A 24,934-nucleotide genomic window follows, 5' to 3' on the forward strand; every position below is an offset into this window, starting at 1 on the left:
GTGGTCGTTACTTCTTTGCCGGCCAAAGAAGTAACCAAGAAAGGCCGTTCAAGAGGGGCCATGCACAGTGCCGCTTAGAGCCAGATGGCCCCCCTTGAAAATCCCCCTATGATATCTCGTTTTCTGATTCGACCGCCTGCGGGCGGCGTTTTGTTTTGGGCTGAGTGGTTGGGCATGGCTAGTAGCGTACGATTTTCTGGTTATAGGCTGTCCTTATGGTACCTCAATACTTTGGCCGGTACGTGAATTTTCGGGATATATTTTTCTTTATCCTGTATATTGGACAATCACTCCGTCGGTTTGGATATTGAACGGGTCCCCTTTGTATTACAGGAGTGATACCGCATAAAATGGCCGTAGCGTGAAAAGGCGGACCGGATGATTCCGGTCCGCCTTTTCTGTATACCACTTTACGGGGGGAGAGCTTATTTGAGCAGTCCCTTGGACTGTAGAAATTCTTTCGCCACGTCCTGCGGCGATTTGCCCTCTACGTCGCATGCGTAGGTGAGATTTACCATATCCTCATCGGTGAAGATGCCGCTGAGCTTGTTCAGCACCTCTTCAAGGTTTGGAGCGGCTTCCTTAAACTTTTCAAAAATATCATCGCGGACCAGCAGCGCGCCGTTGTATTCCGGGAAGAAATGCTTGTCGTCCTCCAGAATCTTCAGGTTTGCTTTTTTGTTGAGCCCATCGGTCGAATAGACGATCACGACGTCGATGTTGCCGCTTTCCACTGCGGAATATTTGAGTCCGATATCGACCGGATTGCCCGCCTTGAACTTGAGTCCGTAAAATTCGATCATCGGGTTGTATTTGGCGCTTCCTTCTTCACTGAAGAAATCATGCTCCGCGCCGAAGGTGAGCTCTCCAGCAACCGGTACGAGATCGCTGATGGTGTTCAGATTGTATTTGTCCGCGATCTCCTGCGGAACGGCGATTGCATAGGTGTTGTTGATGCCGAGCTTGTCCAGCAGGTGAACCTGCTTTTCAGCGGTGGCCTTCTCATTGACAAAATCGTACAGCGATGTGCCTTCCGGTACGTCGGTCGGGTCATATTTCAGGTAGGTGGTCAGCAGTGTGCCGTCATAGCAGTTCAGCAGGTCGGAATTGCCCTTGATCAGCTCGTTGAACTCGTTGACCGGGGACATCTCGTCCATGATTTTGACCTTCAGATCGGTGTCTTGCTCCACCAGCTGCTTGACCATCTGATGGATGATCTTCATCTCGGAGTACAGCCCGTCATAGATTTTCAGGGTGCTTTTGTCGTCTCCGGAACTGCATCCGGTGAAGGACAGCGCCAGCGCGGCGCTCAGCAGGATGGCTGCGAATTTTTTCATAGTTTCACCTTCCATTCGTCTTTCGTGTGTACATCTATTTTGTGGATGACCGGCGGTAAAGGCGTTTTTCAATGTACGCCATGACAAAGTCGATGGCCACAGCCATCACCACAAGGGTCAGCGTGCCGGTCAGGATCTGCATGGTATTTTGAATGCGGATGCCGTTGTAGATGACCGATCCGAGTCCGCCGCCGCCGACAAAGGTGGCGAAGACCGCGACACCGACCGCCGTCACCGTCGCAATGCGGATGCCGGTGAAGACCATCGGGAACGCAATCGGCAGCTCGACATGGATCAGCCGGTACATCTTGGTCATGCCCATGCCGCGCGCAGCCTCCTTGATGGCGGGTTCAACGCCGCTCAGGCCCAGATAGGTGTTGTGCACCACCGGCAGCAGCGAGTAGAGCACAAGACCGATGATAACGGTCAGTTTGCCCGCGCCCAGGAACACCATGATGATGCCCAGCAGCGCCAGTGCCGGCACGGTCTGCAGGATGTCCACCATCCACAGGATGACCTGCCGCACCTTTTTGAAGTAATAGGCCAGCACGCCCAGCGGAAGGCCGACCGCAATCGTGAAGACGACCGCGAGCAGGACGATATAGAGATGTTCCAAAACCATGGTGATATTCATCTTCTGCCCCTCCTCAATGCCTTCGGTGTCAGCAGCTTCTGCAGGGAGTCAATCAGCAGGCTTAAAACCACCGCAATGATGGCGGCGGGGATCGCACCGGCGATAATCAGCATATTGTTGTTGGTGCTGACGCCGATATAGATGAAATCGCCGAGCCCGCCGAGCCCGATCATCGAGGCAAGCACCGCCCAGCTGACCGTGTAGACGGTCGACATGCGCAGTCCGCCGATGATGTTCGGCAGTGCCAGCGGGATTTCCACCTTCAGCAGCCGCTGCAAGCTGGACATGCCGCAGCCCCTGGCCGCATCCTTATATTGGGCCGGCACCTCGATGATGCCGACATAGGTGTTCTTTAATATCGGGAAGATCGCGTAGATCGCCAGCGCTGTGATGACCGTCTGCGGCACCATGCCGAAGACAAGGAACAGCATGCCGATGAACACGATGCCCGGGATGGTCTGGAAGACGGAGATGACCGGCAGGATCACCTTGGCAAAGCGCGGAACCCTGGACAGCAGGACGCCCAGCACAAGCGCGATCACAAACGCGATTGCCACCGAGATGAACACATACATCAGATGGACGCCGATGGCGGTCATCAGCTTCTGTCCGTAGAGATCGAAGAAATCAAGCACTCGTCTCACCCCACAATGCGTCCGCCATGGCCTTTGCCATACTGGTTTTTGTCACAATACCGGCGACCGTATCGTCCTTATTGAGCACGACGACATAGCTGTCGCCGGAGGATACCAGCTTGTCAAAGCATTCCCGCGCATCCTCGTCGACATAGGAAACCGTGTTGGTGGTCGACATGATGTCGTCGATGCTGCCGCCCGGCTTGCCGTATTTCTTGATGTCCGCAACCGAGATGGTGCCCGCGTAGGTGTCGTCCGCCCGGACGACCAGCAGGCTGTCCACATGATGGCGCGCCATACGCTCGGTACAGGCCCGCACGCCCTTGCTGAGCGGCACGCTGTAGACGCTGGTGCGCATGAAGTCCGCCGCGGTCAGCTCGATGGGTTCGGAATCCTGGATGCGTTTGCCCATGAAGGAGCGGATCAAATCGTCCGCCGGATTCTCAAGCATCTCTTCCGGCGAGGCCATCTGTGCGATGTGGCCCTGTTCCATGAAGATGATGCGGTCCGCGAGGTTGAGCGCCTCATCCATATCATGCGTGACAAACACGATGGTTTTGCCCAGCTTCTTCTGCAGCTTGCGGACCTCCTCCTGCAGGACCGAACGGGTCATCGGGTCGAGCGCGCCAAACGGCTCGTCCATCAGTACGATCGGCGGGGAGGCGGCAAGCGCGCGCAGCACGCCGATGCGCTGCTGCTGTCCGCCAGACAGCTCGGAAGGATATTTGTGCGCGTACTGGTCATAAGGCAGGTTCACCATCTCGAGCAGGTCGTGCACAATCTTATCGCAGTCCTCTTTTTTATATTTTAACAGTTTCGGCACCACACAGATGTTCTGTGCCACCGTCATATTCGGAAACAGTCCGATCTGCTGTATCACGTATCCGATGGAGCGCCGAAGCTCCACGCGGTTGACCGTCGCAGTATCCTTGCCGTTTACAATAATCCGTCCTTCATCCGGCTGGATCAGACGGTTGATCATCTTCAGCGTTGTGGTTTTGCCGCATCCGCTGGGGCCGATCAGAACGGTAAATTCCCCCTCGGGAATCTCGAAGCTCAGATCGTTGAGCACGGTGGTTTTGCCATAGGTCTTCTTGACATGTTCAAAACGAATCAATCGGTTCCTCTCCTCTCGGGACGGTCTAACAACCTTGTAAATATTTGAAGTTGTTAGATTTATTATAATGGATTTTGCCGCTAAAGTCAAATCGCCGGCAGGTGTTTTGACGAACTTTCTGAAATGGCCGCAATGAAAGATATCTTTTTCTATAAAAGCACGGTCCCGCCTGTCAGGCGGCATTGCGCTTTTATAGAATGAGTTTTAAAGATCTTGTGGATTTTCACTTTATAAGGAATAAATTTTTATGTTGTTTCGATTCCAAGTTTATTATGAAGAATAATTTATACTTTTACACGCATACACGCCAGGAATGTAAAAAAATAGCTAAATGCAATCGGGTGTTCCTGTTCATACAGGGCCGCAAGCACCGGCGGCCCTGTATGACGGTATTGATTCAAGCCCTATTTGCCGCCGGGCTTCCAAAGTACATCCCGCAGGATGCATGCCTCGTCATGGCGGCGATACATATGCACGCAGCCGTTCAGAAGCCTTTATCGGCGGACGACGGCTACTCCGTCTCCCGGATGTACTTTTCCGCGGCTTCGGCGGCGGCGAGGTCACCGACAAAGACGACGGTGTCTCCGGCCAAAAGCTGCGCATACGGACCCGGAGACAGGATGATGTTGTCTTCCCGCCGGATCGCGATGATGGTGGCGCCGGTGGCCTGCCAGAACTGCAGTTCCCCAATGTTTTTGCCGCACACCCGGCTGTTTTCTTCGATTTTGACCTCATAGTTTGTGAATGGCGCCGCGATCGACGCGGATTCCTCAATTTTGGAGATGACGGCTGCAGTATCGGAGATTTTTCGGCTGAGCTCATTGTGCTGTGCAATCATATTTTTGAGCTGGTTCTGCAGCTGGCCGAGGTCCACGCGCTTACCGAACCGTTCAATATATTTCTGTGCGTTGTCCGCGGACAGGATGTAAACGCCGCTCTGCGGCTTGATCTCCACGACCTGCATATCGGACAGCAGTTTGAGCGCGCGCCGGATGGTTTCGGGGGATACGCCGTATTCCGAAGCCATCACGCTGCGGCCGTAGACCTTGCTGTTCTCCTGAAGCTCTCCGCGGGTGACCCGGGAGGCGATGTCCAGCGCAATACGCAGGTACTGCGGCTGGATGATGCGTTCAGACATTTCATCACATTCTTTCATGGTTGTTTGCGGCGGGAATAGACACCGTCTGTTGTCATCCTGCCCATTGTTGTCAGGGGTATTCGCACCAAATAAGTGTATCATCAAAACCACAGGCAGAACGAGTGGGTTGTACCAGTCCCCTGAAAGGGAATGTTATCTTCTTCCATGAGGAGGTATCCAACAATGTGTCAGCCGCATCATACGCACGGCAGCTGCTCAGACAGCGCCTGTATGATTCCTTTTCAGCCGCAGCGAACGATTGTGATGGACGTTCGTTTCGCTCCATGCTGGAAGTGACGGCTGACAGGGTACCTGAGTCGCATAGCCGTTGGTTTCCTTTATAAAAAGGCAACGGACACAGGTTTCCCTGTGTCCGGTTCATTCTGTTTGATAAACATGTCAGGGAATTCGGGAAGCGCTTGGAGCTTCCGCATAGCAACGTTCCAGGAAAAGCCGTTATTTTTCCAATGCGGCGCGGATGAAATCCGCAAACAGCGGATGCGGACGGTTCGGACGGGATTTGAACTCGGGATGGAACTGTACACCCACAAACCATTTGTGCTGGGGGATCTCGACGATCTCCACGAGCTTTTCATCCGGCGAACGTCCGGTGACCTCCATGCCGGCCGCCTCAATCTGCTTGCGGTACTCGTTGTTGAACTCATACCGATGGCGGTGGCGCTCGTAGATCAGCTCATCGTTGTAAAGCGCACGGCAGCGCGAGCCCTCCTTGAGCTTGCAGGGATAGAGTCCCAGACGCATGGTGCCGCCCTTCTCGGTGACATCCCGCTGTTCCGGCATGATGTCGATGACAGGATACGGCGTTTCGGTGTCGAATTCACCGGAATTGGCGCCCTCAAAGCCGAGCACGTCGCGCGAGAATTCCACAACCGCCATCTGCATGCCGAGGCAGATGCCGAAGAACGGAATATTGTTTTCCCTTGCGTATTTGATCGCGGCGATCTTTCCTTCAATGCCGCGGTCGCCGAAGCCGCCGGGAACCAGGATGCCGTCGCAGGAGCCGAGCTTCTCCCGTGCGTTCTCGCCGGTGATGTCTTCGGAGCTGACCCAGGCGATTTCCACCTGCGCCTGATTCTCGACACCGCCGTGGCGCAGCGCCTCAGCGATCGAGAGATAGGCGTCCGGAAGCTCGACATATTTGCCGACAATCGCGATTTTGACCTGCCTGTTCGCGCTTTTGGTGCGGTCTACCATATCGGTCCAGCTGCTGAGGTCCGGCGTCTGATTTTCCAGTCCGAGATGGAATGCGACCGCGCGGGCAAGGCCTTCCTTTTCGAGCAGCAGCGGCACCTCATAGAGGGTCGGCACGGTGAGGTTCGGGATGACATCCTCCGGCCGGACGTTACAGAACAGCGAAAGCTTGTTGACCATCTCTTCCGGCAGATCGGATTCGCTGCGGCAGACCACGATATTCGGCTGAATGCCCAGCGAAAGCAGCTCTTTGACGCTGTGCTGGGTCGGTTTGGATTTTAATTCATGGGAACCGGCAATGTAGGGGACCAGTGTGACGTGGATATAACAGGCGTTCTGACGGCCGACCTCCTTGCCGACCTGACGGATCGCCTCCAGGAACGGCAGGCTTTCGATGTCGCCGACCGTGCCGCCGATTTCGGTGATTACGATGTCGGTGTTGCCGTTGTGGCCCACGCGGTAGATGCGTTCCTTGATCTCATTGGTGATGTGCGGGATGACCTGTACGGTGGTTCCGAGGTAATCGCCGCGGCGCTCCTTGTTGAGCACCGTCCAGTAGATCTTGCCGGTCGTGACATTGGAGTTGATGGAGAGGTTTTCATCGACAAAACGCTCATAGTGTCCGAGGTCCAGATCGGTCTCCGCGCCGTCGTCGGTGACAAATACCTCGCCGTGCTGATACGGGCTCATTGTACCCGGGTCCACATTGATATACGGGTCGAACTTCTGCAACGTTACCCGGTAACCGCATTCCTTCAGCAGCCGTCCCAAGGAAGCCGCCGTAATGCCCTTTCCAAGTCCGGACACCACGCCGCCGGTTACAAATATATACTTCACTGCCATGTTTTAAAATCCTCCATTAATCTATTTTCTAAACGCAGACAAATTGCAGCCCTTCTCAGAAGGCCTGCATACATCCGAACTTGCCCGGTGACCGGGGGATGGCCGCCGCACCCTGTGCCGCCGCCATATTCGATTCAATACTTTATTTATTGTACTATTTTTGCCCGAACAGGTCAAGTGAAAATACTATTAACTTTGGCAAAGTTCGCGAAAAAAAACCGCCTGAACGCACAAAAAGACGGATATCGGACAGAACGCCTGCCGGTTATCCGCCTTCATGGCTGTGCCTTGGAAAATGAATGGAGCGTTCTTTCTGAAAGTTTTTACGGAGAAACCGCTGCGTGCAGTCTCAAGAGCGGCACCATCAATCAAAACCACTGGTGAACAAATGGCGTGCAACCGCCTTAAAAGGGAGAAACCGAGCATCTTTTTAACAGCGGCACAACAAATCGAAATCACCGGTGAATGGGCGGCGTGCACCAGCCCCAAATGGGCTGGATACCGGACCGCTTCTTTAGAGACAGGGAACAAGCCGTCAGTTGCATGAAACGCACGGCTGCATGGCGGCAGTTATGGTATTCATTCAACCGTAGGGAAACGTTCTTATTGTCCCTTGGCTTGATCCATGCTGAAGCGAGAACAGATGAGGGCAGCTTCACCGGCATGCGGACGATTTCCGCCATTATGAAAGTCACAAGTCAGACTGGAAAATAACACGATGAATCTCTTTAAACACTTCCTCAAGACGTATACACATCTATGGATCGATAAAAATATCTGTTACAGATAATCGATGTTCAGCACATCGGAAAGCATGGCATAGAAGGTGGAAAAATGGTTGGTCAGATATTCTTTGGGGTTCGCCGAGATAAACAGCGGACGGTCGTCCCGCGTGACCGGCAGCCGCACAGACACAGTGGTGGACTGCCCTTCCTCGGAGGAGACAGACAGCTTGCCCCAGTGCTTGTGGATGATCTGTTCGGTCAGATACAATCCCAGCCCCAGCCTGTTATCCGCGCTGGCATGCGGGATATAGGAGAAGTAGGGATCTGCCACATGCTCAATACGGTTGGAGGCGATGCCCTCTCCGTTGTCCGCAAAGGTGATGACGGCATCCTGCTTTTCCACTGTCAATGTGACCTCGATGCAAATATTCTCCGGATGCTCCGCGTGTTTCCGTTTGCAGGAAGCGATGGCGTTGGAGAGGATGCACAGCACAGCTGTGGTCATTCTCTCCGGATCGAACATGGTGACCAACGGCTGAGAACCATGATAAGCAATCTTGATACCGTCCTTAAGGCCCAGCTCGCTGACAACTTCGCACAGATAGGAGAGAAACCGGTTTAAATCGGTCTGCTTGGTCTGCAAGGGCTGTTCGCTGTATTTGAGTTTTGCCGATTCGGCCAATGTGTAGTTGTGTCCGTAAAGGATATAGAGATTGCGGTAAACAGCCTGAAAATACTGCCGGGTTTCCTTTTCCATTCCCTTGGTCTTCGTCTGGAGAGCCTTCAGCCCGGATAAAATGACTGCAAACGGGGAGCGGTAGTTGTATTCCAGCTTGTTGACAGCCGACTGTGTGTCATCCGTTTCTGAAATCTGTTCATACGACTGCTGTATACCCGGAAAAAACTGCACGAGACAGCCCGTAAAAGTGCCTTCCCGGGACATCAGCGGCGTAAAAAAGAGCTGATGCCGTTTTAGACGCTCAATGGAAAGCGGCAGGATCAGTGTTTTTCCGGCTTCCAGCTTGCGGTAGATGTTCTGATAATTGAAAAATCCCAATGTGATTTTAAAAAACTGCTGCTTTTGCAGGACCGGATGTTCTTCGGTCCCAACGCGGTTCACCCAGACAATATTCAGCTTTGCATCGGTGACACAGACCGGTTCGGCCATTTCGCCGTAAACCGTCCGAATCATCTTCAATGCCGCTTCTAAACCTTCTTTCAAAAAAAACACCCTCTTCTGGCAGATAGCAATAGTAGTATTCACACCTAAACGGCAGGAATACCCTTCTCACCTGAATTTTCTTCTGGATTTTGCTTTTCTGTTTTTCTGAAGCGTTAGTGTGGCAGATCAATATTTTTTGATGAATTGTATGTTGAATATCTTAAAAAACACTATTATTCGACTAATTTCGACATTACACCTCTATTATACATCTAATTTCATCAAATGACAAATTTTTCTTGAGAAAAACTGCACGATAAATTCTTCATATTTTATATATCGTTTATTTACTGATTTTGTCATGAAATCTATTGATTTTTTGTGCCCGATCATATAAAATGAGAATAGTTAATTTTATGTCAAACAGCAAGACAGTGATAACAATCAGGAGGTAATTCTAATGGGAATTAAAGTAGGTATTAACGGTTTCGGCCGTATCGGCAGACTGGTTTTCCGTGCGGCAATGGCCCAGCCGGAAATTTTTGATGTTGTAGGCGTCAACGATCCGTTTATCGATCTGGACTATATGGTATACATGATCAAATATGATACCATCCACGGCAGATTCGACGGTACTGTCGAAATCAAGGGCGACAAGCTCGTTGTCAACGGCAAAGAGATCAACATCTATGCCAGCATGAACCCGGAAGAGATTCCTTGGGGCGCATGCGGCGCTGAGTATGTCGTTGAATCCACCGGCGTATTCACCTCCACTGAAAAAGCATCCCTGCACATCAAAGCTGGCGCCAAGAAGGTAGTCATCTCCGCTCCTGCAAAGGATAAAGAGACTCCGACCTTTGTCTGCGGCGTCAACCTTGAGAAATATACCAAGGACATGACCGTTGTTTCCAACGCGTCCTGCACCACCAACTGCCTGGCTCCGCTTGCCAAAGTCATCAACGACAACTTCGGCATCGCAGAAGGCCTGATGACCACCGTTCACTCCACCACCGCTACCCAGAAGACCGTTGACGGTCCGTCCAAGAAGGACTGGAGAGGCGGACGTGCTGCTGCCGGCAACATCATTCCTTCCTCCACCGGCGCTGCAAAAGCAGTTGCACTGGTTATTCCGGAACTGCAGGGCAAACTGACCGGTATGGCGTTCCGCGTACCGACTCTGGATGTCTCTGTTGTTGACCTGACCGTCAAGCTGGAAAAATCCACTTCCTATGATGAAATCTGCGCAAAGATCAAAGAAGCTTCTGAAGGCGCTATGGCCGGCATCCTCGGTTACACCGAAGAGATGGTTGTTTCCTCTGACTTCTATTCTGACGCCAGAACCTCCATCTTTGATGCAAAAGCGGGCATCATGCTGAATGACACCTTTGTCAAACTGGTTTCCTGGTATGACAACGAGTGGGGTTATTCCAACAAAGTTCTTGAGCTGATCAAGCACATGAACAAAGTTGACAACGCATAAGTTTTTTAGATTTTCATAAAAGAAGCCGTCCGAAACTGGTTCGGTACGGCTTTTTGCGTTTGGTCTGGATGAGGGACCTTATTATGATAATTTACCATGGCAAGGAGGGCACCACACCTTGACAAGATGGATTACAAACAAAGCGAGACCGCTGAAATACAGCGAAATAAAGGCTATACAGCCAAGAAACAATTGGCGATAAAGCTGCTGTCTTATAGCCGTGCAGCAACCCTGCGGTCATATGTTAGCAAACATAGATAGGTCAACCCAGTTTTAAACAAACTAAAAAGCCAGGAACATGATGTTCCCGGCTTCGGCTTATCCCTTTTAAATTCAGCACTGTAAAACGAATTCAGATTGCTATTGAGAAGTTGATGCCCACCGCAACCGGAACCTTCAGCGTTTCGTTCTTCAGGAGGCTGCGCGCGTTCTTCTCGAACATCTCCACATATTCCTGACCGGCGTCGTTGAGCACGACATCGAAGGCCTCATGGAATTCCGGGATGCGTTTCATCAGATTGTGAAAATCCGATCCCAGAAGCTGCACCATATGGTGCTTGATCAGCTTGATCGCCGTGCGGACGGTGGTCTCGTCGGTCAGGGAATGGGTGTTCATCTGCGTGTAGCATCCGAGATCCAGCAGGTCCAGTATGCGGTTTGGATTCTTCATAATGGTCATGTAGCGTTCAATATGGGAGATGATCGGAATGATCTTCCGTTCATGGATGATCCTGTGCAGGCTTTCATAGACCTCTTTGCTCCAGCAGCTGCAGGGGAGTTCCAGAAGGATAAAGCGGGTGCGTTCAATGCACAGCTTTTCCAGCCCTTCCAGATCGGCAAGATCCTCGTTCCAAAGAACCTCCGCACCTTTGATGATGTTCGGGTAATTCTTGATGACATCGAGGTTTCCAACCAACTTATTGTACGCCCTGTCCCGCTTTTCAATAAATTCAGAAACCGACATGCGGTCGGGACGGAAATGCGGCGTTGCCAAAACAGTCGTGATTCCATTTTCAACACATAATTTGAGCATTGCAACCGATTCCTCAACGGTTTTTGCGCCGGTATCGATGCCAGGCAAAATATGTGAATGTAAATCTATCATGATAACCCTTTCCTTTGTACCTATATGCAAAATTTAAGGCAATGCAACAAAAAAACCAGATTACTATTTTATTCCCACAAAAGAAAGCCGCTATACAGCCGCTTTTTTCCTTTTCTTATCAGAAAAACAGAAATAAACAATATTCTGCCTATGTCACATCACCATACAGGTCCTATTCTCGTGACCACATTATACTACGTTCCCATATGGAATGCAAGCCAAAGAAGATTTTGCTGTGAAATTTACAATTGGTTCATAATCGCTCGCCTCAGCAAAGACAGCATTTTTTTGGAAGCAAGGGAATTCTTATGCAGCCGACAAGCCTGATGTCGAAAAAATGGAGAAATAAATTCAAAAAAAGAAGTGATATCGTTAAAAAGATATGTTATAATAAAATAAGTATAGCTTTTTTCATACATCTGCGTTGATCGGGCGGTGTGGACTGTGGGCAATTCGGCAGAAGCTTTCTGTGCGGTTTGAAGACGGTCTGAAACGTCCTGTCAGGGCATGAGCTTTTGATTCCGTGAGTGGCTGCGGATGATCTGTGACACAGGGAATCCAGCTGCGGACAGGCCGGCCGTTCCGGCGGAATGCCGTCCGGGCTGGGACAGCCAACCAAGAACAGACGAAAGGGATCGGTGTTTATGGGGAACTATAAAGAATACGACGTCATCATTGTGGGCGCCGGCGTCGCCGGGCTGTATGCCGCACTGAATCTGGACAGCAGCCTGCGCATCCTGCTGCTTTCCAAACGGGAGCTGTCGCTCAGCAACAGTTCTCTGGCGCAGGGCGGCGTCGCGTCGGTGATGGACAGGACGCACGATACCATCCAATCACACTATGAAGATACCCTGATTGCAGGCGGTTATAAAAACAACCCGGATTCCACCGAAATTCTGGTCACACAGGGTCCCCATGAGGTTCGGCGGCTGATGGATTTCGATGTGGATTTCGACCGGAATGAGGATGGAAGCCTGCATCTGACATTGGAAGGAGGGCATTCCCACCACCGCATCCTGCACCACAAGGACGCGACCGGCAAAGAGATCGTCGATAAGCTGATTGCGGCCGTCAAAAAGCTGCCGAATGTGGAAATTCTGGAGCGCGCGCTGGTGGCCGATCTGAGAAGGCAGAACCATCTGTTCAGCGCGGATATCCTGATGGGAGACGAGCATACCTACGCGGTCGCGCCATTCTGTATCCTTGCGACCGGCGGCATCGGCCGGGCTTATGAATACACCACCAACTCCGCCATTGCAACCGGCGACGGCATTGCGCTGGCCTACAGGCTGGGCGCCAAGATCAAAAACATCAGCCTGGTGCAGTTCCATCCCACCGCGTTTGCCGACAAGGAGCGCGAGAGCTTCTTAATCTCCGAAGCGGTGCGCGGGGAAGGGGCCTATCTGCTGAACTGTTATGGCGAGCGGTTTATGCAGAACTACGACGAGCGCTGTGAGCTTGCGCCGCGCGACGTCGTCTCGACCTCGATCATCTTGGAATCTGCGCGGACCGGCAGCAAACGGTTCTATCTCGACATCTCGCACAAGGACAGCGAATTCCTGAAGAACCGCTTTCCGATGATCTACCGCAACCTGCTGGAACAGGGCTACGACCTGACACGAGAACGCGTCCCGATCTATCCCTGCCAGCACTATCTGATGGGCGGCGTCGACGTCGACACCAGCGCGCGGACCAGTGTCCACAATCTGTATGCCTGCGGCGAATGCTCGCATACCGGCGTGCATGGCGGAAACCGCCTTGCAAGCAACTCGCTGCTGGAAGCGCTGGTATTTTCCCAGCGTGCGGCCGAGAACATCGGCAACAAGGCGATCGACCACACCTGCCGGTTTGAAAACTACTATGAATTTGAACCGGATGCCGGAACCGAACCGCTGCCGCACGGCATGCGCACCGAGGTGCGGGAGATCATGCAGCATGCGCATTTCGTCATCCCGAACAAGGAAGCCGCAAAGAAGGGCTATGAGCGCATCTGCGAGATCAGGGAGTCGCTGGAAAACGGGAATTACCGCAAAAGCTTTGAATACTGTGAAACGCTCAACCTGGTCACTGTGGCCGCATTGATATTAAAGGAGGTCATCTCAAGATGAAACTGCCCGATTTTTACATAGACGACATCATCAAAGCCGCGCTGAAGGAGGACATCAATTACATCGATGTCACAACCGATTATCTGATCGGTGAAAACGACCGCACCACCGCGAAATTCTTCGCGAAGGATACCGGCGTGGTCTGCGGAATCGACATCGCGATGCGGGTGTTCACACTGCTCGACGGCACCACACAGTTCACAATCTATAAGCAGGACGGCGAGCGTGTGGAGAGGGGCGACGTCATTGCCGAAATGGAGGGTTATACCCGCTGCCTGCTCAAGGGCGAACGCACGGCGCTGAACCTGATCCAGCACATGTCGGGCATCGCGACCGCGACAAGGCGCTGTGTCGACCTGGTGGAGGGCACAAATGCCTGCATCACCGAAACCCGCAAGACGCTGCCGGGCCTGCGTGCGCTGCAGAAGTATGCGGTCGTCACCGGCGGCGGCAGGAACCACCGGTTCAACCTGTCCGACGCGGCGATGCTCAAGGACAACCATGTCGACGCTTACGGCGGCATCACCGCTTCGATCCGTGCGCTGCGCGATAAGATCGGCCACATGGTCAACATCGAGGTGGAGACCCGCAGCCTGGATGAGCTAAGGGAAGCGCTGGAAGCCGGCGCGGACATCATCATGCTGGACAACATGGACTGTGCGGCGATGGCTGAGGCGGTCAAAATCACCGCGGGGCGCGCAAAGCTGGAGGCAAGCGGCAACGTCACGCTGGAGAATATCCGCGAAGTTGCGCAGACCGGCGTGGATATCATCTCGCTGGGTGCGCTGACCCACAGTGTGCAGTGCTTCGATATCTCGATGCGCATCGCGTGATGCTTATAAGCGGCACAGTGGCTATCCCAAAATAAGATAAAAAAGCTGACAGAACCGTTCTGTCAGCTTTTTTTGTTTTTATGTTGTGACAACGATTTTATTCGGATCAGTAAAACACGTGCCATGCCGCCTGTCAGCGCGTTATGGCCGTTTCGGCTTGATCCATCCATTGTCGATGTAATGCTGGTTATCGGCGGACGGCGTCGCTTCATGCTTCAGGGTTTGTTTGTGAAGGATTTTGCACATCATGAAATACACGCGCACCTTAAGACCCATGGAGGCCGGTTTGATGCGGCGGAACTTTTCGGCGAAGGCGGCGGTCCTGCGTTCGATTTTGACCCTTCTGCCCGCGGAAAGCTTATCCCAGTCGATGCCCTCCATCAAACCGAAGCCAAGGCATTTGACCGATGAAACGCCCATCCATTTCAGGCTGGTTTTGACATCCTTCTGCGCGGCTGTGTTCGGCGCGCCGATGCTCTGCGTCAGGATCACCGCCCGTTTGCTGAACATCGCCCTGTCGGGCCGGTGCACCATCCAGTGGCAGCAGAGATGGTCCAGCAGCGCTTTCATCTGTCCGGTTGTTCTGAGCGCATACACCGGATATACAAACACAAGCAGGTCGGATTCCAGCATCGAATTCCAGATTGGCATGGTGCTGGCGGCGTGCGGGCACAGCGTCTCGCTCTTTAAAAAGCAGCTCTTGCAGCCACAGCAGAAATGCTCGCAGTCCTTCGGCAGAAAGTATTCCGTGATTTCATGGTCCTTTCGCAGAACGTCCAGAAAGATTTCCTTGATGTGGTGGGTACAGCCCTTCACCTGTGTCCCGTTTATGACGGTGATTTTCATCTCATGCCCTCCATGCGTTTGCAGACGGATTGTACAAGGTACCATCCTGTTATCTGAAGATCATTATAACACAGATTGTTCCGCGGCACAATGCACCCGCATCTTGACGGGAATCTTCCAATGATTCTGAGATTCCCCGTGTTTGACACAAAAGGCTGAACGGTCAGCTGCCATAATGAAAAGGCAGCATACGGACAAGCTCGTCTGTATGCTGCCTTTTTATGCGGATAAGGGTCATCCCTCATAGGTTTTCAATATGCCTTCGGCAATCTCCCTGCGGGAAACCCGCATGTCCATCGCCTGCTTCTCGATGTGCTTGTGCGCCTGCTGCTCGGTCAGGTTCAGGTACTGTATCAGCGCACACTTGGCGCGGTCGACCAGCCGGATTTCCTCGATTTTCTGATGCAGCTTGATGTTCTGGTTCTGCAGTCCCATCATCCGGTTGCGGGAAGCCGTGATCAGCTTGAGTGCCTGAAAAAACAGCACCTTGCTGATCGGCTTGGCGACGACGAAGACGCCGTAGTCCTCCACCTTTGCGCTGACGTCGTCCGCGATCTCGTTTTTGACGACCAGAACACAGCTGGCTGTCGTGGAAGAGGTGATCTTGACGGCCAGCTCGTGGCCGAATTCGTCCTGCAGCGGGGTATTCACAATCACCAGGTCAAAAGCGCCGTCGACCAGCAGGCGCCGTGCTTCGCCGCCGTTATAGGCCGCCCTGATCTGCGGGCGGACCTGCGCGTTCAGCAGGTCGGTGAAGATGCCGATACCCTTGTCGGAGCTTGCGACAATCAACACATGATCCATAGTTGTTCAGCCTCCTGTGTGAAGAGAGCGGGATGGCTTAGATGTTGAAAAAGTAGCTCTTCTGTTCGAATTTCTCCTCATTCTTGGCATGGGAAAGCTCCTCCTGCTCAGAGAATTTTGCGCTGCAGTAATGCTCGATGATCTTGGAGGGGAGCACATCTGAAAGGAAGGCGCTGTTCTGAGCCAGCCCGATCGCTTCCCCCAAATTGGCCGGAAGGCGGGTCAAATTTTCTAACTGCTTCTCATCGGCTTCGTAGACGTTGAAGTCCGACGGTTCCGGAAGCTGGAGTTCTCGTTTCATGCCGTCCAGCCCCGCGTAAATCAGCAGCGCGAAGGCGAGGTACGGATTGCAGGCCGGATCGGGGGAGCGCAGCTCCATGCGGCTGCAGACGCCGGTCGCCGCCGGGATACGGATGAGCTGCGAACGGTTCTGATGCGACCAGGTCACATATTTCGGCGCTTCGAACGAGCCGAACCGCACATAGGAGTTGGTCAGCGGGTTTAAGAAGGCGGTCATCTCCGGAACCCTGGCAAGCACGCCCGCAATGAAGCTCTCAGCAACCGGGGAGTGGCTCCCGCGGTCGGTGCGGAAGATATTCAGCCCGTTTTTAAACAGCGACAGGTTGACGTGCAGGCCGTTGCCGCTTTGATGTTTGAACGGCTTCGGCATGAACGAGGCGTACAGACCGTTCTGCGCCGCAATGGTTTTGACGACCGATTTAAAGGTGATCAGGTGGTCGGCGGCGGTCAGCGCGTCGCTGTACTTGAAGTCGATCTCGTTCTGGCCGGGCCCCTGCTCATGGTGGGAGCTTTCCGGGATGATGCCCATCTGCTCCAATGTCAGGCAGATTTCACGGCGCACATTCTCACCGCAGTCACGCGGCGCGATGTCGAAGTAGCCGGCCTGATCGTGCGGGTCCTTTGTGGGATTTCCATCCTCATCGGTCTTGAACAGATAGAATTCACATTCCGAACCGATCTTGCAGACAAGCCCCAGCTGCATAGCGGCCTCGACGGCATTTTTCAGGATGCCCCGCGCGTCGCCCTCGAACGGCGACGCATCCGGATAGCGGATGTCGCAGAAGAAGCGGACGACCCGTCCGTGCGAAGGCCGCCAGGGCAGGATGGACAGCGTGGACGCATCCGGGACCAGAAACAGGTCGGACTGTTCGACGTTCATGAAGCCGGGAATCGCCGACGCGTCGAACGAGATGCCGCTGTCAAACGCGCGCGGCAGTTCGCCTGGCATCACAGAGATATTCTTCTGGTTGCCGAAGATGTCACAGAAGGCCAGACGCACGAATTTGACGTCGTTTTCCTCCACAAACTGCAGAACCTCGGACATGGTGTATTTCATGATGATAACCTCCGTCGTTTCGATGACAAAGAATATGCCCGCCTATCAGACGGTTATAGGTGCGGCAGACTCAGATTTGTTTTGTATAGCGCATTTTTCTGTCAAACATGCAAAATGCCATGCGCGGCGGCATTTTGCAACGCTTGATGCCTGTGCTTCATGGAATGTCACAATGAATGTCGGTGTGTTTCGTTCAATAGATTCAGCCGGCTATGTACCAGTGATTGCTGCCATGTTTAGTATAGCCCATTTAGTTGGCTGTGTACAGCTGTTTGTAAGGATTTTTTGTATCCGGCGTACAAACGTAAAAGATGTCTGACATCAGCTTTTGAAGATCCTTGCCGAATTTATCGCAGAACTCAGTCAGATAGGGAAGAATCTCTTTTTTGTCGTCCTGGGCAGCTTTTCTGCAGACCACCTGCTTCGGCAGGTCCTTCGGCGGCGTGTGGCACCGCAGATAGATTTTGCCGCCGTGCATGCCGGTGCCGCAGAAAAAGCCGACCGGCGGTTCGCCGTGCAGGGTAAGCCCCAGCACAACGATGATGCCTCCCGCCTGATATTCGCCCAAAAAGCTGCCGGCGGCGCCGCCGACCACCAGCACCGGCTTTTTATCCCGGTAAGCCTTCATATGGATGCCGGCGCGGTAGCCGGTGTTTCCCGCCACATAGATTTTTCCGCCGCGCATCGCATAGCCGGTCGCGTCGCCTGAAGAACCGTGGATATAGATGGCCCCCGCGTTCATCGTGTCGCCGGTCGCCTCCTGTGCGTTGCCGTGTACCTCGATGACGCTGCCGTCCAGATAGGCGCCCAGCGCATTGCCGGGCGTGCCGCTGATCGTGATCTTCTTTCCCGAAAGTCCGGAGCCGATGTACCGCTGTCCCAAGCAGTTTTCGATCTCGATGCTTGCATCCGCACAGGAACGGATCTGTTCATTCAGTTTCTGAAAATGCATATTTCCCGCTGTGATCTTCATTGTACAGCACCTCCCGGCAGCTCTGCGCGTTCCTTTTTTGAGAAGGCCGTCAGCTGCGGCCTTTCTTTGATCAGTCTGAAATCGATATCGCGACGCGGCGTCTGTTCCCGGATCACACAGCCGTATGGGCGGCAAAAAATACAGGTGCAGCATCCTGCGCATCTGTCCCGGTCGATGCGGCTCACGCCATCCTCGATGGTCAGCGCGCCGGTGATGCGGCCTTTGACGCAGAGCGGTTTCTCATAGTGGCGTCGCGAGGCCGCAAAGCTTACGCCGCCCAGCTCATTCACCTGAATGCGGGGGATCAGGTCGATATCCTTTAAGGCCTTTGCCATGTCATCCCGGCCGGAATTCGCAAACGCGCAATAGTATTCGCACAGGTGACAGCCCAGGCACCATTTTTCATTCACATAGATCCGTTTCATGGCTTCCCCATCCTTTCGTCTATTCGCCTGCGTGCTTGATGCCCAGAATCTCCAGCTCCTTTTCATTCAGTCCGACGCCGCGCAGCATCAGCCGGTTGCCCCGGAGCGCCTCAATCGAATTGATGCCCATGCCGCCCATCATCTCCTTGATCTCATGCTTCCAGGCGGTTACGAGATTCACCAGCCGCTCGCAGCCGACGTCCGGATTGAGCCGTTTGACGAGGTCGGGCCGCTGGGTCGCGATGCCCCAGTTGCATCTGCCGGTCTGGCAGCTTCGGCAGAGATGGCAGCCGAGCGCCAGTAGCGCGCTGGTCGCGATGTAGACCGCGTCCGCGCCGAGCGCGATGGCCTTGACGACGTCCGCGCTCGAACGGATCGAGCCGCCCGCCACGACCGAGACATTGCCGCGGATGCCCTCCTCGCGCAGCCTGCTGTCGACGCTCGCAAGCGCGAGCTCGATCGGGATGCCGACGTTGTTGCGGATTCTGGTCGGCGCCGCGCCGGTGCCGCCGCGGAAGCCGTCGATGGCGATGATATCCGCGCCGCTGCGGGCAATGCCGCTGGCAATCGCCGCGACGTTGTGCACGGCCGCGATCTTGACGATGACTGGCTTCTGATAGCCGGTTGCCTCCTTTAAGGAATAGACCAGCTGCCTTAAATCCTCGATCGAGTAGATGTCGTGATGCGGGGCGGGGGAGATCGCGTCGCTTCCCTCGGGGATCATCCGGGTGTGGGAGATGTCGCCGACAATCTTTTCACCCGGCAGATGCCCGCCGATGCCCGGCTTCGCGCCCTGTCCGATCTTGATCTCGATCGCCGCGCCCGCCTGCAGATAGTCCTTATGGACGCCGAAGCGGCCGGACGCCACCTGCACAATCGTGTGTGCGCCGTATTGGTAGAAATCCCGATGCAGGCCGCCTTCGCCGGTGTTGTAGAGGATGCCGAGCTTTGTCGCGGCCCTGGCAAGGCTTTCGTGCGCGTTGTAGCTGATCGAGCCGTAGGACATCGCCGAAAACATGATCGGCACTTCGAGTTCCAGATTTGGCTCCATGTTATCGATGATGCCGCCGTCCTCGCGGCGTTCAATGCGGCCGGGCTTTTTGCCGAGGCAGGTCCGGGTTTCCATCGGTTCGCGCAGCGGGTCGATCGACGGATTGGTGACCTGCGATGCATTGATAAGGATTTTATCAAAGTAGACCGGATAGTCCTGCGGATTGCCCATTGAAGAGAGCAGCACGCCGCCCGAACCCGCCTGCCGGTAGACCTCGTTTATGACCTCACCGGTCCAGTTTGCGTTGGTTTTAAAGGTGTGATCGGTCTTTACAATCTTGAGCGCCCTCGTCGGGCAGAGCGAGACGCAGCGGTGGCAGTTGACGCACTTCGACTCGTCCGCCGTCATCAGGCCGGTTTCACAGTCACAGCGGTGCACCTCGTTCGCGCACTGCCGTTCACAGACGCGGCAGGCAATGCAGCGGTTCGGGTTCCGCACCACCTCATATTCGGGATATAAGTAGGTGACCGGCATTATTTTTCACCTCCATCCAGGGTCACGATGACCGGTTCTCCGCCCTTCGGCGTCCAGATCCGGTCGGGATTCGGCTCGATGACGCGGATGGCGCATTCCTCGCTGGCGGCATAGAGCATGTCGCCCTTCTCGGCGGCGACCATCGAACGCAGCTTCAGCCGGTCGTTGAGCGCCATCATGCCGCCCTCAAAGCCCAGCAGGATCGAAAACGGGCCGGTGATCAAAAGGCTTGCGAACGCATGGCGCAGATAGGTGTACCGCTTGCGCTCTTCAGGTTCCATCCCGTCGATGGTCGACCAGAACGGCGCGGCGATGACCGAAGCGGTCTCCTCGAGTGTAAGCCCCTGCCTGCGGTTCAAATAGTCGATAATGTAGGTGATGACCTCGGTATCGGTCAGAAGGCTGCACTGGTAGCCGAACATCTCAATGTGGCGACGGTTCGCGTCGTAGGAGGAAATCTCGCCGTTGTGGACGACCGAATAGCCGAGCATCGCGAACGGATGCGCGCCGCCCCACCATCCCGGCGTGTTGGTCGGATAGCGGCCGTGCGCGGTCCAGCAGTAACCCTCATATTCGTCCAGACGGTAAAATTCGCCGACATCCTCGGGGAAGCCGACCGCCTTGAACACCCCCATATTTTTGCCGCTCGAGAAGATGTACGCGCCCTCGATCCGGGTATTGATGCGGATCACGCAGCGGGCTGTGTACTCGTCCTCATCGAGCTGGCTGTCCGCCAGCTTTGTCGGCAGCGGATTGACGAAGTAGCGCCAGATCAGCGGTTCGCCGGTGATCTTCGGCGTCTTTTTCGTCGGAATCTTGGAAAGGTTCACAACGTCGAAATGCCGGTCGAGAAACCGTTCGCAGGCTTCCCGCGCCTCGGCGCTGTCGTAAAAGATGTGAAATGCGTACAGGTCCCTGTATTCCGGGTAGATGCCGTAACCGGCAAAACCGCCGCCCAATCCATTGCTGCGGTCGTGCATGGCGGCGATGGATTTGACGATCGTGCCGCCGCGCAGCTTTCTGCCGGAGCGGGAGAACAGCCCGGAGATCGCGCATCCCGATGGGATTCTCACCTGTCCCTCTCTGAGCATGATGATGACCTCCTTTAGACGATGTACCTGATTGTACGGTCTATAAAATAAAGAAAACGGCGTTCATGAAACGCCCAGTCAGCTGCCGGATGTTTCATGAACGCCGTTGTTCAGTACCAAATATTATAGACGCTTCAACGCGGTTTGTCAACCGTTTTGCAGGATTTTTTATACATCCTGCAGATTGAACAAAATTTACAAAAAATATCAACTCCCCGCGGCGGCTTGGAGCGGACCTGACAACATGCGGGGAAATGTGAAAAAAGGGGTTGACATCTGACGCGTGACGGGCTATAATAGGGGCACAGACAGCAAAGGCGCTGTAGGTTGTAAGACCTGCGGCGTCTTTTTTTGTGCCTTTATAAACTGATTTGGAAAGGGATGTATCTTATGAGCAGGACCTTATTGCCAAAGGATTACCATTCGTATTTAGATCTTTATGAAACGCAGACGGCCATCGGCTTCATTCACAGGGCGTTTGAACAGGCGCTGGAACAGGCGCTGAATCTCAAAAGGGTGTCCGCGCCGCTGTTCGTCGATCCGAAGACCGGGCTCAACGACGATCTGAACGGTGTGGAACGGGCGGTCAGCTTTGACATCAAGGAGACCGGAACCGACGCGCAGGTGGTGCATTCCCTGGCCAAATGGAAGCGGATGGCGCTGTACCGCTACGGCTTTCAGCCCGGCGAGGGGCTTATCACCGACATGAACGCAATCCGCCGCGACGAGGAGATGGATAATCTCCACTCGATCTACGTCGACCAGTGGGACTGGGAGAAGGTCATCACAAAACAGGACCGCACGCGCACCTATTTAAAGGAAACCGTGCAGCGCATTGTGGACGCTATCTGCGACACCCTGGACAGGATCAGGGAACAGCACCCCGAACTGCCGGTTTCACTGTCCAGGGATATCACCTTCGTGACCACGCAGGAGCTGGAGGATCTGTATCCACACCTTGCGCCGAAGGAGCGTGAGCAGTTGTTTGTGAAGGAGCACCGGACCTGCTTCATCATGCAGATCGGCGATAAGCTGCAATCGGGGCTTCGGCACGACGGCCGCGCGCCGGACTACGACGACTGGTCGCTGAACGGCGACATCGTGTTCTGGAACGATGTGCTTGGCTGTGCGTTCGAGGTGTCCTCGATGGGCATCCGGGTCGACTCGAAGGCGCTGGATGAGCAGCTGGCCAAAGCGGGCTGTGACGAGCGCCGGAAATTGCCGTTCCACAAGCTGCTGCTGGAGGGAAGCTTGCCGCTGACAATGGGCGGCGGAATCGGACAGTCCAGAATCTGCATGCTGCTGCTGGGAAAGGCACATATCGGCGAGGTTCAGGTGTCCATCTGGGATCAGGATACCATCGCGGCCTGTGAAAAGGCCGGCGTGGAACTGCTGTAAAGGAACAGGACTTGGTAAGAGGGGAGAATGCATATGAGACATGTACCGGAATTGTTCGGCAGTATGGTGTTTGGCGATCATGTCATGAAGGAACGCCTGCCGAAGGAGACCTACAAAGCGTTGAAGAGAACGATGGAGAACGGCAGAAAGCTGGACCCGTCGATCGCGGACGTCGTGGCCAACGCCATGAAGGACTGGGCGATTGAAAAGGGGGTCACCCATTTCACGCACTGGTTCCAGCCGATGACCGGCATCACGGCCGAGAAGCACGACAGCTTTATCACCCCGACCGACGACGGCGGCGTGATCATGGAGTTCTCCGGCAAAGAACTGATCAAGGGGGAGCCGGACGCGTCCAGCTTCCCATCCGGCGGGCTTCGCGCGACCTTTGAGGCGCGCGGCTACACGGCCTGGGACCCGACGGCCTACGCCTTTATCAAGGACGAGACACTCTGCATCCCGACCGTGTTTTATTCCTACAGCGGCGAGGTGCTCGACGAAAAGACCCCGCTGATGCGCTCGTCGGAGGCGATCAACCGGCAGGCGATGCGAATCCTGAGACTGTTCGGAAATACGACGGCCGCCCGTGTGGAGACCAGCGTCGGGCCGGAGCAGGAATATTTCCTGATCGACCGTGAACAGTATGACCGGCGCAGGGACCTGATGTACTGCGGCAGGACGCTGTTCGGCGCAAAGCCGCCGAAGGGACAGGAGCTGGAGGACCACTACTTCGGCACGATCAAGACACGGGTCAAGGCATACATGCGGGATCTCGACGAGGAGCTTTGGAAGCTTGGCATCCTGGCCAGAACCGAACACAACGAGGTCGCGCCCGCTCAGCACGAGCTGGCGCCGGTCTACTGCAATACCAACACGGCGACCGACCACAACCAGCTCACCATGGAGCTGATGAAGAAGGTCGCCCAGCGGCACGGCCTTGCCTGCCTGCTGCATGAGAAGCCGTTTGCCGGCATCAACGGGAGCGGCAAGCACAACAACTGGTCGATCAACACCGACGACGGCGTCAATCTGCTGGAGCCGGGCGATTCCCCAAAGGAGAACGCGCAGTTCCTGCTGTTCCTGAGCGCGGTCATCAAAGCGGTGGACGATTATCAGGACCTGCTCAGGCTGTCGGTCGCGACGGCAGGAAACGACCACCGCCTGGGTGCGAACGAGGCGCCGCCGGCGATCATCTCGATCTTTTTGGGGGATGAGCTGACCGAGGTACTCGAGGCCATCGAGTATGACAGCGAGTATGGCGGCAGGCAGAAGGAGGAGATGAAGGTCGGCGTGCATGTGCTGCCACGGTTTATCAAGGACACCACCGACCGGAACCGGACCTCCCCGTTCGCCTTCACCGGCAACAAGTTTGAGTTCCGGATGCTGGGCTCGAGCCTGTCGATCTCCGGCCCGAACATCGTGCTGAACACGATTGTGGCCGAAGAACTCGATCAGTTCGCGACCGAGCTGGAGGAGGCCGACGATTTCTCCTGCGCGCTGCAAGAACTGATCAGACGGACGGTTAAGCAGCACAAGCGCATTATCTTCAACGGCAACAACTACACAGGGGAATGGGTCCGGGAAGCGGAGAAGCGGGGACTTTTAAACCTCAAATCCACCGCCGAAGCCCTGCCGTATTTTACCGCTGACAAAAACATCGCGTTGTTCACAAAGCACAGGATTTTCACAGCGTCCGAAATCACCTCCAGATGCGATATCATGCTCGAGAACTACTGCAAGACGCTGTCGATCGAAGCGCTGACCATGCTGGAGATGACCAAAAAGGAGATCATCCCGGCCGTGAGTTCCTACATGAAGGATTTAAGCGGTACGGCGCTGGCGAAAAAGCAGCTTGATGCCGGCATCCGGGCCGAGATGGAGGAGAAGCTGCTGACCAAGCTGTCCGCACTGTCGGACTGCCTTTACAGGAAGATGGAGCATCTGGAAGCCAAGATGTTCGAAATCAGGGACATCGGCGATGTCCGCGAACAGGCGAATTTCTACGATGATGTGGTCTTCGTCGCCATGCAGGAGCTGCGCGCGGTCGCCGATGAGATCGAGATGCTGGTGGGAGAGAAGTACTGGCCGTATCCCACCTACGGAGAACTGCTTTACAGTGTTTAACCCCTTACACTTCATATAGACCATACACAACGGCGTGTATTTCGGAAGATGTCATCCTTCCG

Annotated in this window: 20 protein-coding genes; 5 read left to right on the top strand and 15 right to left on the bottom strand. The window is 54.6% G+C overall.

The genetic code is table 11. The features are described from left to right. Positions 1 to 425: 425 nt before the first annotated feature. From BN348_RS02280 to BN348_RS02320, 7 genes are all read right to left on the bottom strand, one after another. On the bottom strand, positions 426 to 1,337 hold the full coding sequence (locus BN348_RS02280) for a glycine betaine ABC transporter substrate-binding protein (RefSeq protein ID WP_040195915.1): 912 nt from the start codon (positions 1,335 to 1,337) through the stop codon (positions 426 to 428). Between the two features lie 34 nt (positions 1,338 to 1,371). Beyond that, a complete protein-coding gene (locus BN348_RS02285) occupies positions 1,372 to 1,971 on the bottom strand; it encodes an ABC transporter permease (RefSeq protein WP_040195916.1) in 600 nt (199 codons plus the stop codon). Next, on the bottom strand, positions 1,968 to 2,615 hold the full coding sequence (locus tag BN348_RS02290) for an ABC transporter permease (protein WP_242844291.1): 648 nt from the start codon (positions 2,613 to 2,615) through the stop codon (positions 1,968 to 1,970). Before BN348_RS02290 ends, BN348_RS02285 begins: the two co-directional genes overlap by 4 nt. Then, positions 2,599 to 3,723 carry a betaine/proline/choline family ABC transporter ATP-binding protein gene (locus BN348_RS02295; protein ID WP_040195917.1) on the bottom strand — a complete coding sequence of 375 codons (1,125 nt, stop codon included), beginning with the start codon at positions 3,721 to 3,723 and terminating at the stop codon, positions 2,599 to 2,601. The genes BN348_RS02290 and BN348_RS02295 overlap by 17 nt, the downstream gene beginning before the upstream one ends. A gap of 511 nt (positions 3,724 to 4,234) precedes the next feature. Then, a complete protein-coding gene (locus BN348_RS02300; protein ID WP_040195918.1) occupies positions 4,235 to 4,861 on the bottom strand; it encodes a GntR family transcriptional regulator in 627 nt (208 codons plus the stop codon). A 456-nt stretch (positions 4,862 to 5,317) separates the two neighbouring features. After that, complete coding sequence (locus BN348_RS02305) at positions 5,318 to 6,916, bottom strand: CTP synthase (RefSeq protein WP_040195919.1); 1,599 nt, start codon at positions 6,914 to 6,916, stop codon at positions 5,318 to 5,320. A 780-nt stretch (positions 6,917 to 7,696) separates the two neighbouring features. Beyond that, positions 7,697 to 8,863: a sensor histidine kinase gene (locus tag BN348_RS02320; RefSeq protein WP_040195922.1), complete on the bottom strand. Its 1,167-nt coding sequence runs from the start codon at positions 8,861 to 8,863 to the stop codon at positions 7,697 to 7,699. Positions 8,864 to 9,263: 400 nt separating this feature from the next. On the opposite strand from BN348_RS02320, the gene gap reads away from it, so the two are divergent. Beyond that, the gene (gene gap, locus BN348_RS02325) at positions 9,264 to 10,283 is read left to right on the top strand and encodes a type I glyceraldehyde-3-phosphate dehydrogenase (protein ID WP_040195923.1); all 1,020 of its coding nucleotides are present in this window, start codon (positions 9,264 to 9,266) and stop codon (positions 10,281 to 10,283) included. A 352-nt stretch (positions 10,284 to 10,635) separates the two neighbouring features. Here the strand turns inward: gap and BN348_RS02330 are convergent, their stop codons facing one another. Further along, the gene (locus BN348_RS02330) at positions 10,636 to 11,388 is read right to left on the bottom strand and encodes a tyrosine-protein phosphatase (RefSeq protein WP_156136390.1); all 753 of its coding nucleotides are present in this window, start codon (positions 11,386 to 11,388) and stop codon (positions 10,636 to 10,638) included. Positions 11,389 to 12,032: 644 nt separating this feature from the next. Here BN348_RS02330 and nadB point away from each other — a divergent pair. Beyond that, the gene (gene nadB, locus BN348_RS02335) at positions 12,033 to 13,496 is read left to right on the top strand and encodes an L-aspartate oxidase (RefSeq protein ID WP_040195925.1); all 1,464 of its coding nucleotides are present in this window, start codon (positions 12,033 to 12,035) and stop codon (positions 13,494 to 13,496) included. Next, a complete protein-coding gene (nadC, locus tag BN348_RS02340) occupies positions 13,493 to 14,329 on the top strand; it encodes a carboxylating nicotinate-nucleotide diphosphorylase (RefSeq protein ID WP_040195926.1) in 837 nt (278 codons plus the stop codon). Before nadB ends, nadC begins: the two co-directional genes overlap by 4 nt. A 141-nt stretch (positions 14,330 to 14,470) precedes the next feature. Here nadC and BN348_RS02345 read toward each other — a convergent pair whose 3' ends face one another. The 7 genes from BN348_RS02345 to BN348_RS02375 all read right to left on the bottom strand — a co-directional run bounded on the left by BN348_RS02345 (position 14,471) and on the right by BN348_RS02375 (position 21,353). Continuing rightward, on the bottom strand, positions 14,471 to 15,175 hold the full coding sequence (locus tag BN348_RS02345) for a flavodoxin family protein (RefSeq protein WP_040195927.1): 705 nt from the start codon (positions 15,173 to 15,175) through the stop codon (positions 14,471 to 14,473). A 234-nt stretch (positions 15,176 to 15,409) separates the two neighbouring features. Further along, positions 15,410 to 15,979 carry an ANTAR domain-containing response regulator gene (locus BN348_RS02350; RefSeq protein ID WP_040195928.1) on the bottom strand — a complete coding sequence of 190 codons (570 nt, stop codon included), beginning with the start codon at positions 15,977 to 15,979 and terminating at the stop codon, positions 15,410 to 15,412. 37 nt (positions 15,980 to 16,016) lie between these two features. Continuing rightward, positions 16,017 to 17,336: a glutamine synthetase family protein gene (locus BN348_RS02355; RefSeq protein ID WP_040195929.1), complete on the bottom strand. Its 1,320-nt coding sequence runs from the start codon at positions 17,334 to 17,336 to the stop codon at positions 16,017 to 16,019. 250 nt (positions 17,337 to 17,586) lie between these two features. After that, the gene (locus BN348_RS02360; protein ID WP_040195930.1) at positions 17,587 to 18,309 is read right to left on the bottom strand and encodes a GltB/FmdC/FwdC-like GXGXG domain-containing protein; all 723 of its coding nucleotides are present in this window, start codon (positions 18,307 to 18,309) and stop codon (positions 17,587 to 17,589) included. Beyond that, entirely contained in the window at positions 18,306 to 18,734 is a 429-nt protein-coding gene (locus BN348_RS02365; protein ID WP_052446646.1) for a 4Fe-4S dicluster domain-containing protein, read from the bottom strand. Before BN348_RS02365 ends, BN348_RS02360 begins: the two co-directional genes overlap by 4 nt. A 19-nt stretch (positions 18,735 to 18,753) precedes the next feature. After that, a complete protein-coding gene (locus tag BN348_RS02370; RefSeq protein ID WP_040195932.1) occupies positions 18,754 to 20,259 on the bottom strand; it encodes a glutamate synthase-related protein in 1,506 nt (501 codons plus the stop codon). Further along, a complete protein-coding gene (locus BN348_RS02375; RefSeq protein ID WP_040195933.1) occupies positions 20,259 to 21,353 on the bottom strand; it encodes a class II glutamine amidotransferase in 1,095 nt (364 codons plus the stop codon). Before BN348_RS02375 ends, BN348_RS02370 begins: the two co-directional genes overlap by 1 nt. A 387-nt stretch (positions 21,354 to 21,740) precedes the next feature. On the opposite strand from BN348_RS02375, the gene asnA reads away from it, so the two are divergent. After that, the gene (gene asnA, locus BN348_RS02380; protein ID WP_040195934.1) at positions 21,741 to 22,748 is read left to right on the top strand and encodes an aspartate--ammonia ligase; all 1,008 of its coding nucleotides are present in this window, start codon (positions 21,741 to 21,743) and stop codon (positions 22,746 to 22,748) included. A 33-nt stretch (positions 22,749 to 22,781) separates the two neighbouring features. After that, entirely contained in the window at positions 22,782 to 24,872 is a 2,091-nt protein-coding gene (locus BN348_RS02385) for a glutamine synthetase III family protein (protein WP_197068265.1), read from the top strand. Positions 24,873 to 24,934: the final 62 nt, after the last annotated feature.

It is taken from the genome of Candidatus Soleaferrea massiliensis AP7, from assembly GCF_000820765.1.
GTDB lineage: Bacteria > Bacillota > Clostridia > Oscillospirales > Ruminococcaceae > Soleaferrea > Soleaferrea massiliensis.

What these genes read in the sequence shown, in the direction of transcription:
- gap (WP_040195923.1), top strand. Translation starts at nt 9,264, where the DNA reads ATGGGAATTAAAGTAGGTATTAACGGTTTCGGCCGTATCGGCAGACTG.
- BN348_RS02365 (WP_052446646.1), bottom strand. Translation starts at nt 18,734, where the DNA reads ATGAAACGGATCTATGTGAATGAAAAATGGTGCCTGGGCTGTCACCTG.
- BN348_RS02305 (WP_040195919.1), bottom strand. Translation starts at nt 6,916, where the DNA reads ATGGCAGTGAAGTATATATTTGTAACCGGCGGCGTGGTGTCCGGACTT.
- BN348_RS02370 (WP_040195932.1), bottom strand. Translation starts at nt 20,259, where the DNA reads ATGCCGGTCACCTACTTATATCCCGAATATGAGGTGGTGCGGAACCCG.
- BN348_RS02350 (WP_040195928.1), bottom strand. Translation starts at nt 15,979, where the DNA reads ATGGATCATGTGTTGATTGTCGCAAGCTCCGACAAGGGTATCGGCATC.
- BN348_RS02285 (WP_040195916.1), bottom strand. Translation starts at nt 1,971, where the DNA reads ATGAATATCACCATGGTTTTGGAACATCTCTATATCGTCCTGCTCGCG.
- BN348_RS02345 (WP_040195927.1), bottom strand. Translation starts at nt 15,175, where the DNA reads ATGAAAATCACCGTCATAAACGGGACACAGGTGAAGGGCTGTACCCAC.
- nadB (WP_040195925.1), top strand. Translation starts at nt 12,033, where the DNA reads ATGGGGAACTATAAAGAATACGACGTCATCATTGTGGGCGCCGGCGTC.
- BN348_RS02355 (WP_040195929.1), bottom strand. Translation starts at nt 17,336, where the DNA reads ATGAAATACACCATGTCCGAGGTTCTGCAGTTTGTGGAGGAAAACGAC.
- nadC (WP_040195926.1), top strand. Translation starts at nt 13,493, where the DNA reads ATGAAACTGCCCGATTTTTACATAGACGACATCATCAAAGCCGCGCTG.
- BN348_RS02280 (WP_040195915.1), bottom strand. Translation starts at nt 1,337, where the DNA reads ATGAAAAAATTCGCAGCCATCCTGCTGAGCGCCGCGCTGGCGCTGTCC.
- asnA (WP_040195934.1), top strand. Translation starts at nt 21,741, where the DNA reads ATGAGCAGGACCTTATTGCCAAAGGATTACCATTCGTATTTAGATCTT.
- BN348_RS02330 (WP_156136390.1), bottom strand. Translation starts at nt 11,388, where the DNA reads ATGATAGATTTACATTCACATATTTTGCCTGGCATCGATACCGGCGCA.
- BN348_RS02385 (WP_197068265.1), top strand. Translation starts at nt 22,782, where the DNA reads ATGAGACATGTACCGGAATTGTTCGGCAGTATGGTGTTTGGCGATCAT.
- BN348_RS02300 (WP_040195918.1), bottom strand. Translation starts at nt 4,861, where the DNA reads ATGTCTGAACGCATCATCCAGCCGCAGTACCTGCGTATTGCGCTGGAC.
- BN348_RS02360 (WP_040195930.1), bottom strand. Translation starts at nt 18,309, where the DNA reads ATGAAGATCACAGCGGGAAATATGCATTTTCAGAAACTGAATGAACAG.